This is a genomic window from Comamonas sp. GCA5 (genome assembly GCF_036541385.1).
Lineage (GTDB): Bacteria > Pseudomonadota > Gammaproteobacteria > Burkholderiales > Burkholderiaceae_C > Comamonas > Comamonas aquatica.
On the sequence record NZ_JAZHFR010000028.1, the window covers coordinates 26,695 to 43,476 of the forward strand.

Consider the following 16,782-nt stretch of genomic DNA (forward strand, 5'->3'; position numbering starts at 1 on the left):
TGCGCATGTGGCGCAAGCGTTTCATTAATAAATAGCTGTCAAACGGCCGCTGTGCAAGCGCAGCACGCTCACTTTTTCCATCAATGTGCCAGCAAGCCCTGGCGGCGCAGGGCCTGCTCCAGCGACTGGGCAAAGGCCGCGTAGCCTTGGGCGTTGGCGTGCACCTGGTCGGCTCGCAGGCCGGCATCGCCCAGGATGGGGCCCCAGAGGTTGGCGATCAGCGGCACCTTCAGTTCCTGGGCCAGATCCTGGTACAGCGGGTGATCGCTGGGCGTGGCGCCCCCGGCGGCCATCAGGCTGGGCTGGGGTATGGCCACCAGCACCGCCTGGGCGTTGGCAGCCTGGATGCTGCGCACGATCTGCGCCAGGGCCTCGCGCGTGGTGCCGGGCGCGGCACGGCGCAGAAAATCGTTGCCGCCCAGTCCCACGATCACCAGGCGCGGGGCATGCTCCTGCAGCAGGGCCGGCAGGCGCGCCAGGCCTTGTGCGCTGGTGTCGCCGGAGACCCCGGCGTTGGTCACCTCCCAGCCCGTACTCTCGGCCAGCAGGCTGGGCCAGTCCTCGCCAGGGCGGGCGCCGACCCCGGCGGTCAGCGAATCCCCCAGGGCCAGCACGCTGGCACCGGCCGGCACGGCGGCTGCCGGGGGCGTCTTGGCACCGCAGGCCAGCAGGACCGATGTCGACAACAGGGCGAGCAGGGCGGTGCGGCGTGGAATCATGGCGTGGGCAGCAAGGACGTCAGGGACAAGGCATAGGGCAGGCTGAGCACACCGAGGATGGTGGACAGCGTGACCAGGCCGGCGACATACGGTCCGTTATAGCCCATGCGTGCCGCCAGCACATAGCAGGTCGAGGCCGTGGGCAGGGCCGAAAACAACAGCAGCACCAGCGCCTGCTCGCCCTGCAGGCCAAACACATGGATGGCGCCCAGCGCGATCAGGGGCTGGAGCAGGTGCCGGATGCCCAGCACGCCGACGCTCAGGCGCTTGGCGTGCGTGAGCAGGCCCAGCTGCATGCCGGCGCCGGCCGACATCAGGCCCAGGGCGATGGAGGCCGCGCCAATGCGCGCCACCGGCGGCTCCAGCCAGGTGGGCATGCGAAAGCCCAGCAGGTTGGCGCACAGGCCGCAGACCGTGGCGACGATCAGCGGGTTGCGGATCAGCTGGCCCCAGAAGCTGTGCTGGCCCTCGCGCGTCATAGGCCACACCGCCGCAATGTTGAACATCGGCACGCAAAAACCGATGAGCACGGAAATGAACAGCAGCCCCTGGGCGCCCGCCAGCCGGTCCGCCAGCGCCAGGCCGATGAAGGAGTTGAAGCGGAACGCCACCTGCGCGGCGCCGGCATGGTCGCGCGTGCTGATGTGGCGGCGCAGCCCGGGCCACTACGGCAGGCTGTAGGCCAGCGCGATGCCCGCCAGCCCCGAGGTGACGCCCGCCGCGATCAGGCTGGAGGTGGTGGCCCAGTCCAGCGGACTTTTGACGATGGAGTGGAACAGCAGCACCGGGAACAGCAGGTAGTACACCAGGGCTTCCGCCCCCTGCCAGATGGGGCGGTTCAGCGGGCTGAAGCGGCACAGCAGATAGCCCAGCAAGATGAGGGCAAAGTCGGGGAAGAGGAGTTGGGCGTAATTCACGGGCGCACAGCTTACTCTGGACGGGCGCCGCCGGCGGGTCTGGAGTGTTGCCGCGCTGGCGCACCGGCGACAGTTCTTAGGTCGCAGGCATGCACAAAGTGTTACCGGGAATCTACTGAGAAAAAAGCCGTTGCCTGCCTGCCCGCTGGGAAAGTGCGTCCTTTAGCATCCAATGCTGTACCCAAACTTACAACGTGAGGAGTCCCAGACCTATGAATCGTCGCACCTGCATTGGCCTTGCATTCGCGCTGGTGGGTTCTGTCGCCATGGCACAAACCTATCCCACGAAACCCATCAAGCTGCTGGTGCCGTTTGCCCCCGGCGGCACGACGGACATCATTGCGCGCGTGATGGCGGAGCCTCTGGGGCGTGAGCTGGGGCAAACCGTGATCGTGGAAAACAAGGGCGGTGGCGGCGGCGTGATCGGCGCGCTGGAGACCTCGCGCGCCGCGCCGGACGGCTATGCGCTGGGGATTGCCACGGTGTCCACCACGGCCACCAACCCCGCCATCAATCCCAAGATCCCCTACAACACCCTCACGGACTTCACCCCCGTGATCAACATCGCGGCCACACCGAATGTGCTGGCCGTGAACCCCAAGTTCGGTCCCACCAACCACAAGGATTTCCTGGCCACGCTGAAGGCTTCCCAGGGCAAGTTCTCGTACGCCTCCTCGGGCACCGGGGGCATCCAGCACATGCTGATGGAGCTGTACAAGAGCCTGACCGGCACCTTCATCACCCACATTCCCTACCGTGGCGCGGGCCCCGCGCTGAACGACACGGTGGCGGGCCAGGTGCCCATGATTCTGGACAACCTGCCTTCGGCGCTGCCGTTCATCAAGGACAAGCGCCTGCTGCCGATCGCTGTGGCCGCGCCCTCGCGCCTGGCGGTGCTGCCCGATGTGCCCACCTTCAAGGAAGTGGGTCTGGAGCCCGTGAACCGCATGGCCTACTACGGTATCGTGGGTCCCAAGGGCATGCCCAAGGACGTGGTCGACAAGCTGAATGCCGCCGTCAAGAAGGTGCTGCACGACCCCGCCGTGATCAAGCGCATCGAAGACACGGGCTCGCTGGTGATCGGCAATTCGCCGGAAGAGTTTGCCCAGCAGATCAAGGCGGAGTACGAGACCTACAAAAAGGTCGTGGTCGAGCAGAAGCTGACGCTGGAATGAGGACCTGATCGGTCCCCGGGTACCAAGGCGCTGCCCTATAGGGGCCGCGCCTTTTTTTATCGCCCACAATCGCTGACCATGAGTGATGCAACCCTGCAGGCCAGCCTATCGGCCATCGATGACTTCATCGAATCCCTGTTTCTGGAGGATGGCCTGTCCGCTAACACCTTGCAGGCCTACCGCCGGGATCTGACGGCCTGCGCGCAATTTCTGGCGCAGACCGATGCAGCCTGTACGCTGGATGCGGCGCAGGAGTCGCACCTGCAGGCCTTTTTGCAGGCGCGCCATGTGCAGGGCGTCAAGGCCGTGTCCAGCAACCGTGGGCTGAGCGTGCTGCGCCGCTATTTCCACTGGGGCTTGCGCGAACGCCGCATCCAGAGCGATCCCACGGTGCGCCTGCTGGCCGCCAAGAAGCCACTGCGCGTGCCCCACACCCTGACCCAGGCCCAGGTGGAAGCCTTGCTGCTGGCGCCGGATGTCACCACGTCCCTGGGGCTGCGGGACCGCGCCATGCTGGAGCTGATGTATGCCAGCGGCCTGCGGGTGAGCGAGCTGGTGGGGTTGCAGATGCACCATCTGGACATTCCGGCCGGCGTGCTGCGCACCGAGGGCAAGGGCCGCAAGGAGCGTCTGGTGCCGTTTGGCGAGGAGGCGCAGGCCTGGCTGCTGCGTTATCTGCAGGAGGCCCGTGCCGCCATCCTGCATGGCCAAAGCACGAGTGACCTGTTCGTCACCCAGCGTGGCAGCGGCATGACGCGGGTGATGTTTTGGGTGCTGGTGAAGAAATATGCCCAGGTGGCGGGCATCACGGCCCCGCTGTCGCCCCACACGCTGCGCCATGCCTTTGCCACGCATTTGCTCAACCATGGCGCGGATTTGCGCGTGGTGCAGATGCTGCTGGGGCATGCCGATATTTCGACGACCACCATCTACACGCATGTGGCGCGCGAGCGCCTGCAGCAACTGCATGCCCAGCACCACCCGCGTGGCGGAGGAGCTTAAGCGGCCTTGATGTGGATTAAGGTAAATTAATCTTCATGCAAAATCAAAGACTGGTTTGTCAATACGGAGTAACGATCATGAACGCCATGCGCCGCGGCCTGTTGGCCGCCGCACTGCTGTCTGCTGCAGCACCCGCCATTTCCTGGGCTGAGACCGCACCCTGGCCCAGCAAACCGATCCGCATCGTGGTGGCCTACCCCGGTGGGGGCGTGAGCGACACGGTGGCGCGTGCCCTGGGGGAGAAGCTCAGCGTGCAACTGGCCACCCCCATCGTGGTGGAGAACAAGGCTGGTGCCGGTGGCACGATTGGCCTGGATGCCGTGGCCAAGGCGGCCCCCGATGGCTACACGATCGGCTTTGCCGCCATCAGCCCCGTGGCCCTGAACCCGCACCTGGGCGCGGTGCCGTTCGATCCGCAAAAGGACCTGGCCCCCGTGGTCAGCGTGATGTATTCGCCAGTGCTGATCCTGGGCACCTCCGCCAACCGTGCGTCCAGCTTCCAGGCCTTGCTGGCAGAGTCCAAGAGCCATCCCGGGGCGGTGCGCTGGGCGACCGCTGGTCTGGCATCCCTGGGGCACATCGTGCTGGAGCAGGTGAAGTACAGCAGCAAGGTGGACATCACGCACATCCCCTACAAGGGCGGTGGCCAGCAGCTCAACGATGCCCTGGGCGGGCAGTTTGAGGTGTTGTCGACGAATGCCGGCCCCACCGTGATGCAGCACATCCAGGCCGGCAAGCTCAAGGCCCTGGCCGTGGGCGCACCGCAGCGCCTGGAATCGCTGCCGCAGGTCCCCACACTGGCAGAGCTGGGCTTTCCTGAAGCCAATTCCACTTCGCTGTTCGGCATCTTTGCCCCGGGCAAGACACCACAGGCCGTGCTGCAGCGTTTGAACAAAGAGTTCAACAAGGCATTGACCGAGCCTGACATCCAGGCCAAGCTCAAGGCTTCGGACAACGTTCCAACCGGAGGCGATGCGCAGACCTTTGCCAAGCAGATTGCGCAAGAGTCGGCCAACAACGCCCGCATCATCAAGGCCGCCAACCTGCGCGCGCAGTGATGCAGCGCCGCGAGGCCGTGAAAAAGCCACCGCAAAGGTGGCTTTTTTATGTGCGGTGGCGTGGTGTGCCGGCTTAGCCGACGTCGTCGGCCAGGTTGTCGGCCCACGCCAGGGCCTGCAGGTGCGCCCAGTTGACCTGGTGGTTGGACAGGTGCAGGGCTTCGGAGGTGCGGGCAAAGACTTCGTCGTCGCCGTTCTCGCAGGCCAGCACCAGCTCCAGGAAGGGGGCGTAGACCCCCGTCTTGTGCAGCAGGGCATCCTGGACCGTCTGGGGCAGGGCGATCGAGCTCAGCGCCTTGTCCATGGGAATGCCCAGCATCACGTCGAGCAGGGAGAACACCCCGACCACGAAGGCATTGTCGACTTCCTCCGTGGACAGCATCTCGGCGGCCAGCAGCTCCATCAGGCGACCGCGTACCACGGCGGTCTGGCCGACGGCAGGGGCCGGTGCCCCCGCGCGGAGGTGGTCATCAGCAGAGCGGCCCAGCGGAACAGCTTTTTGAGCCCCAGGATCATGACCGCATGGCGGAACGAGGTGATTTCGCAGGACAGGCCGAAGCCCGAGGAGTTGATGAAGCGCAGCAGGTTGAAGGACAGCGTGGGGTCCTTCTTGAGCACTTCCTCAATCTCTGCCGTGCTGCTCTGGCTGCGCACCAGGTTGAGCAATTGCAAGATGGTGCCTTGCGAGGGGCGCACGGTCTTGGCGGACACCACATCGGGGCGGGCGAACCAGAAGCCCTGGAACAGGCGCACGCCCAGCGAGTGCATCAGATCGAACTGTTCCTGGGTCTCCACCTTCTCCGCCACGATCTGTGCCGTGGTGTGGGTCTGGGCAAATTTCACCAGCGCTTCGGCACTCTCGACCGGGAAGCTCAGCATGTCGAGCTTGATGAAGCTTGCCATCGGCAGCCAGTGCACGTAGGCGCGGCGCAGCAGGTTCTGGTCGAACGCCAGGCGAAAGCCGCGCTGGCGCAGGCTTTGGAGCACGGGGATCAGGGCGGCAATCTCTTCGGGCGTGGCGTCATCGCCCAGGGTGGGCACTTCCAGCACCACCTTGTCGGGGTGGATCAGCTCCAGGTGGCCGCCCACCAGGCTCTCGTGGGTGCAGTTGACGAACACCAGCTTGCGTCCGACCAGTGCCTCGGTGCCGGCATACGACAGGGCGTTGAACAGCAGGGCCGCGTCACTGGCGGCCGTGTGCGCATCCACGGCGGTTGTGCGATCGAACAGCTCATAGCCAAAAACTTCGCGGCGCTCGTTCAGAATGGCCTGGCGGCCAATCATGGACACGGAGTCATCGGTCACGCCGGCAGGCAGGGCGGGAGCGGTCGGGTAGGCACTGGAATCAGAGGTCATCGGTGGTGTGTACGCGGTCATGGGCCTTTGCGGGCAGCTGATAACCGCCAATGGTAGTGGGTGCAACAGGCTCTGGTGCCCCACTGTACTGGATTGGCAACACCGTGGCGACCGGTATTCCGTACGTGATGTCCCGCAGGTTTATTGCGTGATCTGGTCGCACCAGGCCAGGGCCTGCAGGTGGGCCCAGTTGATCTGCTGGCTGGTGAGCTGGAGCACCGAGGCCGAGTGGTCGAAGGCCAGGTCATCGCTGCTTTCACAGGCTTCGGCCAGCTGCAGCAGCTCGCCAAAGATGCCCTCGTGCTTGAGCAGGGCGTCGCGCACGGCGGTCGGGATGTTGATCAGCTGCAGCGCATCCTGCATGGGGATGCTGAGCATGGCATCCAGCAGCGAGAAGATGCCGACCACAAAGGCCTGCTCCGCCTCTTCCTCGCTCATGAACTCCAGGGCCAGCAGTTCCATCAGGCGGCCACGGATGACGGCGGTGTGGCCGATCGAGGCGCTGGTGTTGCCGTACTTGGATGCGGTGAGCAGCAGGGCCGCCCAGCGGAACAGCTTCTTCAGGCCCATGATCATCACGGCCTGGCGGAACGAGGTGATTTCGCGCGCGGTGCCAAAACCGGCGGAATTGATCAGGCGCATCAGGTTGAAGGCCAGCCCGGCGTCCTTCTTCAGCACTTCCTCGATCTCATCGGTGCTGGCCTGGCGGCGCAGCAGGTTGATGAGCTGGATGATGCTGGCCTGGTTGGGTGCCAGCAGCTTGGTCTCAACCACGGCAGGGCGCGAGAACCAGTAGCCCTGGAACAGGGAGACGCCGATGCTCTTGAGCAGGTCGAACTGCTGCGGGGTCTCGACCTTGGTGGCAATCAGCTGGGCCGTGGAGTGGCGCGCCGCGTAGTTCACCAGCACGGCCAGTTGCTCGGGGCGCAGCACGGTCAGGTCCAGCTTGATGAAGTCCGCCAGCGGCAGCCAGGTGGCGTAGGCCGATTCCAGCACGGTGTGGTTGAAGGACAGCTTGAAGCCGCGTTCCCGCAGGCCACGCAGGATCGGCAGGCGGGCCACTGCCTCGGTGGCGGCGACATGGCCCAGGGGCTCGACCTCGAGCACCACTTTCTCGGGGTTGAGCAACTCCAGGTGCCCACCGGCCAGGCTTTCGTGCGTGCTGTTGACGAACAGCAGCTTGGTGCCCACCAGGTCTTCGCGGCCGGCATGGGACATGGCAGTGAACAGCAGGATGACGTCGGTGGCCGCCGTGTGTTCGGCTGGAGCGCGGGAGCGGTTGAACAGCTCGTAGCCAATCACATCCTTTTCCACATTCACGATGGCCTGGCGTGCAATCGTGAGAGAACCGGCATGAGCAACAGGCGTGGATGAGGGCGGGACGGGGGCAAAAACGGACATGTCTGCGGGTTGGCGTTGCGTAATCTGGGTGGTCGGTGAATCCAGCATGTCAGTGCTGTTCCAGCCAGGCCAGCTCTTCGTCGGTAAACCCTGCGGCCTGTCGGGCCTGGGTATTGAACGGTGGGCGAGGGCGAGGCGCTTCGTATTTCAGAGCCAATGCAGTGTAGTGCGATTGCGGATCCATATCATTGCGCTGGCATAAGAAGCGATACCAATGGTTACCGATGGCCACATGGCCGACCTCCTCGCGCAGGATGACATCCAGGATCTCCACGGCGGCCCAGGCATCGGGGGTGCCGGCCTGGCGCAGCTTGGCCTGGATCTGGGGCGTGGCGTCGAGTCCACGCGCCTCCAGCGTGCGCGGAACCAGGGCCATGCGGGCGGTGATGTCGTGTGCGGTTTTCTCGCACATGGTCCACAGTCCCTGGTGCGCTGGGAAGTCGCCGTAGTCGTGGTTCTGGGCCAAAAGCCAGTCGCGGATCAGTAAAAAATGCTTACCTTCCTCACCAGCCACTTGCAACCAATCTTGGTAGTAGGCCGCAGGCATGGCATCAAAGCGCCAGATGGCGTCCAGGGCCAGGTTGATGGCGTTGAATTCGATGTGCGCGATCGCGTGCATCAGGGTGATGCGGCCCTCCAGGGTGGCTGGGGAGCGGCGGGCCACTTCGGTGTGGTGGCGCAGCACCGGGCGCTGCGGATGCCCGGGCAGGTGGCAGCCGGCCGGCAGGGCGGGCGCGGTCGGGGCGATGGAGAACTGTGCGCTGTGCGCAAACATTTCCATAGCAGCCGTCGCTTTGTGGATGGGGTCGCAGAGGCACAAAACCTCAAGGGCGCGTTGTCGAAGCTCCATACCTACAATTCTAATTTTCCCGCGCAGACAAAAACAGGAGACACAGCATGGCCGTATACGCATTGGAAGAACTGGTGCCCGAGGTGGCAGACAGCGCCTGGATCGCCGACAGCGCCCAGGTGATGGGCAAGGTGCAGATTGGCGCCGACGCCAGCGTCTGGTTTGGCACCGTGGTGCGCGGGGATACGGACAGCATCAGCATCGGCGAAGGCAGCAACGTGCAGGACGCCAGTGTGCTGCACGCCGATTTCGGCATGCCTTTGGCGATTGGCCGACACGTGACCGTGGGCCATCAGGTCATGCTGCACGGGTGCACGATCGGCGACGAGTCCTTGATCGGAATTGGCGCTATCGTGCTCAACGGGGCGAAAATTGGCAAAAACTGCTTGGTGGGTGCAGGTGCGCTGGTGACCGAAGGCAAGGAGTTTCCGGATGGATCGATGATCATCGGCAGTCCGGCCCGCGTGGTCCGGCAGCTCACCCCCGAGCAGATGGAAGGTCTGCGCCGCAGTGCGCAGCACTATATCGAGAATGCGCGCCGCTTCAAGGCGGGGCTGCGCAAGCTGGGCTGAGGCCCGGCACTTACAGCAATCACTGACTGGGATACACACAGCGTGTCTGAACTCCACAAATTCCTATTCGATGGCCTGCCGGTGCGCGGCATGATCGTGCGACTGACCGATGCCTGGAAGGACATCCTCCAGCGTCGCGCCAGCAACACCGACACCGGGGCCTATCCGGCCCCCGTGCGCGAGCTGCTGGGGGAGATGGCGGCGGCCAGCGTGCTGATGCAGTCCAACATCAAGTTCAATGGCGCTCTGGTGTTCCAAATCTTCGGTGACGGCCCGGTCAAGGTGGCCGTGGCCGAGGTGCAGTCCAACCTGGCGCTGCGCGCCACGGCCTCGGTGCATGGCGCCGTGCCTGCGGGCGCGGAGCTGGCGGAGCTGGTCAACCTACAGGGGGGCGGGCGCTGCGCCATCACGCTGGATCCCAAGGACCGCTTGCCGGGCCAGCAGCCTTACCAGGGCGTGGTGCCGCTGCAGGGCATGGACGGCGAGCCGTTCGAGAAGATTTCCGAAGTACTGCAGCACTACATGCGCCAGTCCGAACAGCTGGACACCTGCATCGTGCTGGCCGCCAACGACGAGGTGGCGGCGGGCCTGATGATCCAGCGCATGCCGCTCAAGGGCCAGGACAACCTGGCCGGGGCCACCGAGAGCCGCCAGGACGAGCAGGACGCCATCGGCGCCAGCGAGGACTACAACCGCATCGCCACGCTGGCTGCCAGCCTGACGCGCGACGAGCTGCTGGGGCTGGATGTGGACACCATCCTGCGCCGCCTGTTCTGGGAGGAGAAGCTGTTGCGCTTCGTGCCCCAGGACGGTGACCAGGGCCCGCACTTCGCCTGCACCTGCAGCCGCGAACGCGTGGAAGACATGCTGCGCAACCTGGGCCAGGAGGAAGTGGCGCAGGTGGTGCAGGAGCAGGGACATGTGGAAGTCGGCTGCGACTACTGCGGCGCCCAGTACCGCTTTGACGCGGTGGATGCGGCCCAGCTGTTCACGGCCGCGCAGCACCAGGCACCTGGCTCGTCCTCGGTGCAGTAATTCAGGGGCCGCGGCACCCGCAGGGTGCTGCATGAAAGATAGCTGCCAGCGCGCGGTGTGCTTGGATTTCCGGTTTCAAGAGATCGGAAATCCAGGGCCAACAAGCGCAGGCAGCTATTTTTTTTATGCCTAACGTGGCCGCGCTGGCGCTCAGCGCTGCAGCAGGTGCTGGAACAGCTGGTGTTCGCTGGCGGCGTCCAGGCACTCCTGGCAGTCGTCCTGCAGATGGGGGGCATTGCCCTGGGCGGGCGTGGTGATCCAGGGGCGCAGTTGCTGGGCCTGTTGCGCGGCGTTGCCGTACAGCATGTGGACCGGCCAGGGGCTGTGCGACAGGTGTTCGGCGCGCCAGGCGGCTTCCAGGCGCAGTGCTGCATCGGGCGCGCCGGTAGGCAGCAGGGCCCACAGCAGCAGACTGTCTGCCGGCATGGCCGGCATGGGCCAGTGCGTCAGCGGCTGCAGTCCGTGCAGCGGCACACGGGCCTGGGCGGCGGCGTGCAGCACCTGGGCGCAGTGGGCTGCGCTGGCGCACAACAGGATGCGGGGGGCAGGAGGCAAGGGCTGGCGCAAGCGGGGGGCCCGAAGGCAGGAAGGGCAGACCGGGCGCCCTCAGCGGCGCATGATCTGCACGTAAATCTCGTTGGGGCGGACCATGCCCAGCTCGCTGCGTGCCTTTTCCTGGATGCTGTCCTGGCCGTCGCGCAGGTCGGCGACCTCGGACGACAGGCGCTCGTTTTCCTTGCGGGCCTGCGCGTTGGTGGCGTGCAGTTCGTTGATCTGGGCGCGCAGTTCGGCCACGCGGTCCATGCTGCCCGCACCCAGCCACAACTGGGCATGGGTAATGGCCAGCAGGCTCAGCAAGACGACGGTGACGATGCGAGAAACCATGGGTGGATTCAAAAAACCGGGGCCAGTTGGCCCCGGTTCTGGTGCAGGGGGTGAGCCCGAAGATTAACGCAGGTTATAGAAAGCGTCACGGCCAGGGTACACGGCCACGTCGCCCAGGTCTTCCTCAATGCGCAGCAGCTGGTTGTACTTGGCGATGCGGTCCGAACGGCTCATCGAGCCGGTCTTGATTTGACCCGCATTCAGGCCCACGGCGATGTCGGCGATGGTGCTGTCTTCGGTTTCGCCCGAGCGGTGCGAGATCACGGCGGTGTAGCCGGCGCGCTTGGCCATCTCGATGGCGGCGAAGGTCTCGGTCAGGGTGCCGATCTGGTTGATCTTGATCAGGATGGAGTTGGCGATCTTCTTGTCGATGCCTTCCTTCAGGATCTTGGTGTTGGTCACGAACAGGTCGTCACCCACCAGTTGCACCTTGGCGCCCAGGCGCTCGGTCAGGATCTTCCAGCCGTCCCAGTCGCCTTCGTGCATGCCGTCTTCGATGGAGATGATGGGGTACTTGTCGCACCAGCCGGCCAGCATGTCGGTCCACTGGGCGGCGTTCAGCGTCATGTTGCCTTCGCCTTCCAGCACGTACATGCCGTCCTTGTAGAACTCGGAAGCGGCGCAGTCCAGGCCCAGGGCGATCTGCTCGCCGGGGGTGTAACCGGCCTTTTCGATGGCTTCGATGATCAGCTGGATCGCGGCTTCGTGGTTTTCCACGGAAGGTGCGAAACCGCCTTCGTCGCCCACGGCGGTGGACATGCCCTTGTGGTGGATGATGGCCTTCAGCGCGTGGAACACTTCGGCGCCCCAGCGCACGGCTTCACGGAAGGTGGGGGCACCCACGGGGATGATCATGAACTCTTGCAGGTCCAGCGAGTTGTTCGCGTGGGCGCCGCCGTTGATCACGTTCATCATGGGCACGGGCAGTTGCACGCCGCCCATGCCGCCGAAGTAGCGGTACAGGGGCAGGCCGGCTTCTTCAGCAGCGGCGCGGGCCACGGCCATGGACACGGCCAGCATGGCGTTGGCGCCCAGGCGGCTCTTGTTCTCGGTGCCGTCCAGGTCGATCATGGTCTTGTCCAGGAACGCCTGTTCCGACGCGTCCAGACCGATCACCGCCTGAGCGATCTCGCCGTTGATGTTGTCCACGGCCTTGAGCACGCCCTTGCCCAGGTAACGGCCCTTGTCGCCGTCACGCAGCTCGATCGCTTCGCGCGAGCCGGTGGACGCGCCCGATGGCACGGCCGCACGGCCCATCACGCCAGATTCCAGCAGCACGTCGCATTCGACGGTGGGGTTGCCGCGGCTGTCCAGGACTTCACGTCCTACGATGTCAACGATTGCACTCATGGTGTTTTCCTCGGAAGGTTTTTAAAACGGGGCGGCAGGCGTGGCGGTGGGGTCGGGTGGTGGTTCGCCCCATGCGGCCAGGCATGCTTTGAGCGGATGTGAAAAAGCACGCCCACAGAGCGTGCTTTCTCGCTTCAAGATTCAATCACGTCACGCGCGCTGCGCATCTTACGCAAACTCAGGCGGAAAAGTGGTTTTCCAGGAAACCGTGGCGCTTGGTCACGTCGTCCAGCGCCACCAAAGTCTCCAGCAAGGCCTTCATGTGCTTGAGGGGCACGGCGTTGGGGCCGTCGCTCAGGGCGTTGCAGGGATCGGGGTGGGTTTCCATGAACAGGCCCGCCACGCCCACGGCCACGGCCGCGCGCGACAGCACGGGCACCATCTCGCGCATGCCGCCGCTGCTGGTGCCGTTGCCGCCGGGCAACTGCACGCTGTGCGTGGCGTCGAACACCACGGGGGCGCCGGTCTCGCGCATGATGGCCAGCGAGCGCATGTCGCTGACCAGGTTGTTGTAGCCAAAGCTGGCGCCGCGTTCGCAGGCGGTGAACATGTCGGGGTCCTGGCCCACTTCGATGGCGGCGGCGCGCGCCTTGTCGATGACATTCTTCATGTCATGCGGTGCCAGGAACTGGCCCTTCTTGATGTTGACCGGCTTGCCGCACTGGGCCACGGCGCGGATGAAGTCCGTTTGGCGACACAGGAAGGCGGGGGTCTGCAGCATGTCGACCACCGATGCCACGTGGGGGATTTCCTCCACGGTGTGCACGTCGGTCAGCACGGGCACGCCGATCTCCTTGCGCACCTTGGCCAGGATCTCCAGGCCCTTTTCCATGCCGGGGCCACGGAAGCTGGTGCCCGAGGAACGGTTGGCCTTGTCGAAGCTGCTCTTGAACAGGAAGTTGATGCCCAGCGCGGAGGTGATCTCCTTGAGCTGGCCCGCCACGTCCATCTGCAGTTGCTCGGACTCGACCACGCAGGGGCCGGCAATCAGGAAGAAGCGCTGGTCCAGACCAATGTCGAAGCCGCAGAGTTTCATGGGGTGTTCCTTTATGGCATGCGGTGCATGCTTCAAAAATCAAAGCTGCTTGCGCAGGTGATGCAATGACTTCAGCTTTAAATGATGCTGAAGTCATTGCGTTTCAAGCGCTGGCAGCTCCTTTTTTCAGACTTGTCCCGGATGCCGGGATCAGGCCTTCTTCTGGTCCATGGCCGCCTTGATGAAGGCGTTGAACAGCGGGTGGCCGTTCCAGGGCGTGGACTTGAACTCGGGGTGGAATTGCACGCCGATGTACCAGGGGTGGACGTCCTTGGGCAGTTCCACGATCTCGGTCAGTTGCTCGCGCTGCGTCAGCGCGGAGATCACCAGACCGGCTGCGCGCAACTGGTCCAGGTACTGCACGTTGGCTTCGTAGCGGTGGCGGTGGCGCTCGGTCACCACGTCGCCGTAGATGCTGTGGGCCAGGGTGCCGGGCTGCACGTCGGACGACTGGGCGCCCAGGCGCATGGTGCCGCCCAGGTCGGAGTTGGCGTCACGCGTCTTGATGGTGCCGTCCTCGTCCTTCCACTCGGTGATCAGCGCGATCACGGGGTTGGGCGTGTGGGGATCGAACTCGGTGGAGTTGGCGCCTTCCAGGCCGGCCTTGTGGCGGGCGTATTCGATGGTGGCCACCTGCATGCCCAGGCAGATGCCCAGGTAGGGCACCTTGTTTTCACGGGCGAACTTGGCGGTCGAGATCTTGCCTTCCACACCGCGCGAACCAAAGCCGCCGGGCACCAGGATGGCGTCGTACTTGGACAGCTGTTCCTTGGCGTTGGCGTCGGTGATGGTTTCCGAGTCGATGTGGGTGATCTTCACGCGGGTGTGGTTGCGCAGGCCGGCGTGCTTGAGCGCTTCGTTGACCGACTTGTAGGCGTCGGACAGTTCCACGTACTTGCCGACCATGGCCACCTGCACTTCGCCCTGGGGGTGCTCGGTTTCGTAGACCAGATCGTCCCAGCGCTTGAGGTTGGCCGGCGCGGTGTTCAGGCGCAGCTTGTCGCAGATCAGGCCGTCCAGGCCCTGCTCGTGCAGCATGCGGGGCACCTTGTAGATGGTGTCCACGTCCCACATGGAGATCACGCCCCATTCCTGCACGTTGGTGAACAGCGAAATCTTCTCGCGTTCTTCATCGGGCACGGCGTACTGGGCGCGGCACAGCAGCGCATCGGGCTGGATGCCGATTTCGCGCAGCTTCTGCACGGTGTGCTGGGTGGGCTTGGTCTTGAGTTCACCGGCGGCTGCGATGTAGGGCAGGTAGCTCAGGTGCACGAAGGCCGAATTGTTCTGGCCCAGCTTCAGGGACAGCTGGCGCACGGCTTCCAGGAAGGGCAGGGACTCGATGTCACCCACGGTGCCGCCGATTTCGCAGATGGCCACATCCACGGCGTCGTCGGTGCCGATGCCGGCGCCGCGCTTGACGTATTCCTGGATTTCGTTGGTGATGTGGGGGATGACCTGCACGGTCTTGCCCAGGTAGTCACCGCGACGCTCTTTTTCCAGCACGCTCTGGTAGATGCGACCGGTGGTGAAATTGTTGGACTGGCGCATGCGCGTTTCGATGAAACGCTCGTAGTGGCCCAGATCCAGGTCGGTTTCCGCACCATCGTCCGTCACGAACACTTCGCCGTGCTGGAAGGGGGACATCGTGCCGGGGTCCACGTTGATGTACGGGTCCAGCTTGATGAGGGTGACTTTCAGGCCGCGCGACTCGAGCAGCGCAGCAAGGGAGGCTGAGGCGATTCCCTTGCCCAGGGAAGACACCACACCGCCTGTGACGAAGACGAATTTGGTCATGTCTTGTTCGTTTTTATGGTGGTGGTAAAGACGAATTATAGGTGCCGGCCAGAAACTGCCGCTGAAAGCTGGGGCAATCAGCCCCGTGGCCTCTGCTACATTCGCGCCATGCAAGAACTCGCTGGCAAACACATTGTTCTGGGCCTCTCCGGGGGCGTTGCCTGTTACAAAACAGCACATTTATGCCGCCTGCTGACCAAGGCCGGCGCCGCCGTGCAGGTGGTGATGACCGAAGCGGCCGAGCAGTTCATCACCCCGGTGACCATGCAAGCCCTGTCGGGCCGCACGGTCTACACCTCGCAGTGGGATGCGCGCGAGGGCAACAACATGCCCCACATCAACCTCAGCCGCGAGGCCGATGCCATCGTCATCGCCCCCTGCAGCGCCGATTTCGTCGCCAAGCTGGCCCAGGGCCGTGCCGACGAGCTGCTCAGCCTGATGTGCCTGGCCCGGCCGACCGAGCGGGTGCCGCTGCTGCTGGCCCCGGCCATGAACCGCGAGATGTGGGCTCACCCTGCCACGCAGCGCAATTTTGCCCAGGCCGCCGCCGATGGCGCGCAGGTGCTGGGGGTTGGCGTGGGTGACCAGGCCTGCGGCGAAACCGGTGATGGCCGCATGCTGGAGCCCGAGGAACTGCTGGAGGACATCGCCGCCTGCTTCGCCCCCAAGCTGCTGGCCGGGCACCGGCTGTTGATCACGGCCGGCCCCACCTTCGAAGCCATTGACCCGGTGCGCGGCATCACCAACCTGTCCAGCGGCAAGATGGGCTTTGCCATCGCCGCGGCCGCGCAGGCGGCGGGCGCCGCGGTGACCCTGGTGGCCGGCCCCGTGCACCTGCCCACGCGCGCGGCGTGCAGCGCATCAATGTGCAGTCGGCCCGGCAGATGCTGGCTGCGGTGCAGTCCCAGGCCGACCAGGCCAGTATCTTCATCGCCACGGCCGCCGTGGCCGACTGGCGCCCGGCGAATGCCAGCGACCAGAAGATCAAGAAGGACGGCACGGGCGATGTGCCCGCGCTGGCGTTTGTCGAGAACCCGGACATCCTGGCCAGCGTCGCCCAGTCGCCACGTGCCCAAAGCGGAGCGCTGTACTGTGTCGGCTTTGCCGCCGAAAGCCACGACCTGCTGCAGCACGCTACGGCCAAGCGGGTGCGCAAGGGCGTGCCCTTGCTGGTCGGCAATATCGGCCCGGCCACCTTCGGTCAGGACGACAATGCCTTGCTGCTGGTCGATGCCCAGGGGCACCGCGAGCTGCCGCGGGCCAGCAAGGCCGCGCTGGGCGTGCAACTGGTGCAGGAGCTGGCCCGGCGCCTGCCACTGGCACCCCGCGCCTGAGGCGCACTCCACCGATACCTGCGAGGCTGAAACCCATGTCAACGTCCAATTACGAAGGCCCCCGCGGCGGCGACTATGCGCGCTACGTCGATGAACTGCTGCGCGCCAGCCCGCTGCACCAGAGCCTGGGGCGGGTGCTGCGGGAGGCCAGCCGCAGCGATTTCTCCGGCGAGGTGCTGTCCCCCGGGGCCCAACCGGGCTCCGTGCTGAAGCGGGTGCGCGAGCCGGCCCAGGCGGCCAGCTTGGCCCAGGCCCAGAAGCAGGCACACGAGCCAGCCAGGCCCGAGGCCTGCCA

General features: G+C 65.0%; 13 protein-coding genes and 4 pseudogenes. 7 read left to right on the top strand and 10 right to left on the bottom strand.

Annotated elements, in window-relative coordinates; genetic code table 11:
• Positions 1-80: 80 nt before the first annotated feature.
• Together SJH88_RS08985 and SJH88_RS08990 are read right to left on the bottom strand one after the other, a co-directional pair.
• Positions 81-719 carry an arylesterase gene (locus SJH88_RS08985; RefSeq protein WP_274754261.1) on the bottom strand — a complete coding sequence of 213 codons (639 nt, stop codon included), beginning with the start codon at positions 717-719 and terminating at the stop codon, positions 81-83.
• Positions 716-1,636: pseudogene (locus tag SJH88_RS08990) on the bottom strand (AEC family transporter). Before SJH88_RS08990 ends, SJH88_RS08985 begins: the two are co-directional and overlap by 4 nt.
• A 212-nt stretch (positions 1,637-1,848) precedes the next feature.
• On the opposite strand from SJH88_RS08990, the gene SJH88_RS08995 reads away from it, so the two are divergent.
• From SJH88_RS08995 to SJH88_RS09005, 3 genes are all read left to right on the top strand, one after another.
• Positions 1,849-2,811 (top strand): tripartite tricarboxylate transporter substrate binding protein BugE, encoded by a 963-nt coding sequence (locus SJH88_RS08995; protein ID WP_274754262.1) that lies wholly within the window; start codon positions 1,849-1,851, stop codon positions 2,809-2,811.
• A 78-nt stretch (positions 2,812-2,889) separates the two neighbouring features.
• Positions 2,890-3,813, top strand: coding sequence for a site-specific tyrosine recombinase XerD (xerD, locus tag SJH88_RS09000; protein ID WP_274754263.1), 924 nt, complete (start codon positions 2,890-2,892; stop codon positions 3,811-3,813).
• 77 nt (positions 3,814-3,890) lie between these two features.
• The gene (locus SJH88_RS09005; RefSeq protein ID WP_409821092.1) at positions 3,891-4,871 is read left to right on the top strand and encodes a Bug family tripartite tricarboxylate transporter substrate binding protein; all 981 of its coding nucleotides are present in this window, start codon (positions 3,891-3,893) and stop codon (positions 4,869-4,871) included.
• 73 nt (positions 4,872-4,944) lie between these two features.
• Here SJH88_RS09005 and SJH88_RS09010 read toward each other — a convergent pair.
• The 3 genes and pseudogenes from SJH88_RS09010 to SJH88_RS09020 form a co-directional block, all read right to left on the bottom strand.
• Positions 4,945-6,248 (bottom strand): annotated as a pseudogene (locus SJH88_RS09010) (EAL and HDOD domain-containing protein).
• Between the two features lie 120 nt (positions 6,249-6,368).
• Positions 6,369-7,628, bottom strand: coding sequence for an EAL and HDOD domain-containing protein (locus tag SJH88_RS09015; RefSeq protein ID WP_274754264.1), 1,260 nt, complete (start codon positions 7,626-7,628; stop codon positions 6,369-6,371).
• A 49-nt stretch (positions 7,629-7,677) separates the two neighbouring features.
• Entirely contained in the window at positions 7,678-8,478 is an 801-nt protein-coding gene (locus tag SJH88_RS09020) for a ferritin-like domain-containing protein (protein WP_274754265.1), read from the bottom strand.
• A gap of 47 nt (positions 8,479-8,525) precedes the next feature.
• Between SJH88_RS09020 and SJH88_RS09025 the strand changes: the two genes are divergently transcribed.
• Together SJH88_RS09025 and hslO are read left to right on the top strand one after the other, a co-directional pair.
• The gene (locus tag SJH88_RS09025; protein WP_043379425.1) at positions 8,526-9,050 is read left to right on the top strand and encodes a gamma carbonic anhydrase family protein; all 525 of its coding nucleotides are present in this window, start codon (positions 8,526-8,528) and stop codon (positions 9,048-9,050) included.
• Between the two features lie 42 nt (positions 9,051-9,092).
• Positions 9,093-10,085 carry an Hsp33 family molecular chaperone HslO gene (gene hslO, locus SJH88_RS09030; protein WP_274754266.1) on the top strand — a complete coding sequence of 331 codons (993 nt, stop codon included), beginning with the start codon at positions 9,093-9,095 and terminating at the stop codon, positions 10,083-10,085.
• A gap of 150 nt (positions 10,086-10,235) precedes the next feature.
• Here the strand turns inward: hslO and SJH88_RS09035 are convergent, their stop codons facing one another.
• From SJH88_RS09035 to SJH88_RS09055, 5 genes are all read right to left on the bottom strand, one after another.
• Positions 10,236-10,640 carry a hypothetical protein gene (locus tag SJH88_RS09035; RefSeq protein ID WP_274754267.1) on the bottom strand — a complete coding sequence of 135 codons (405 nt, stop codon included), beginning with the start codon at positions 10,638-10,640 and terminating at the stop codon, positions 10,236-10,238.
• A 51-nt stretch (positions 10,641-10,691) separates the two neighbouring features.
• Entirely contained in the window at positions 10,692-10,970 is a 279-nt protein-coding gene (locus SJH88_RS09040) for a septum formation initiator family protein (protein ID WP_042415375.1), read from the bottom strand.
• A 63-nt stretch (positions 10,971-11,033) separates the two neighbouring features.
• Entirely contained in the window at positions 11,034-12,320 is a 1,287-nt protein-coding gene (eno, locus tag SJH88_RS09045) for a phosphopyruvate hydratase (RefSeq protein WP_274754268.1), read from the bottom strand.
• 178 nt (positions 12,321-12,498) lie between these two features.
• Positions 12,499-13,356 carry a 3-deoxy-8-phosphooctulonate synthase gene (gene kdsA / locus SJH88_RS09050; protein ID WP_042415380.1) on the bottom strand — a complete coding sequence of 286 codons (858 nt, stop codon included), beginning with the start codon at positions 13,354-13,356 and terminating at the stop codon, positions 12,499-12,501.
• A 150-nt stretch (positions 13,357-13,506) separates the two neighbouring features.
• Positions 13,507-15,153 (bottom strand): CTP synthase, encoded by a 1,647-nt coding sequence (locus SJH88_RS09055; protein WP_043379436.1) that lies wholly within the window; start codon positions 15,151-15,153, stop codon positions 13,507-13,509.
• 108 nt (positions 15,154-15,261) lie between these two features.
• On the opposite strand from SJH88_RS09055, the pseudogene coaBC reads away from it, so the two are divergent.
• Both coaBC and SJH88_RS09065 read left to right on the top strand, forming a co-directional pair.
• Positions 15,262-16,487 (top strand): annotated as a pseudogene (gene coaBC / locus SJH88_RS09060) (bifunctional phosphopantothenoylcysteine decarboxylase/phosphopantothenate--cysteine ligase CoaBC).
• Positions 16,488-16,522: 35 nt separating this feature from the next.
• Positions 16,523-16,782: pseudogene (locus tag SJH88_RS09065) on the top strand (hypothetical protein); the annotation flags it as partial.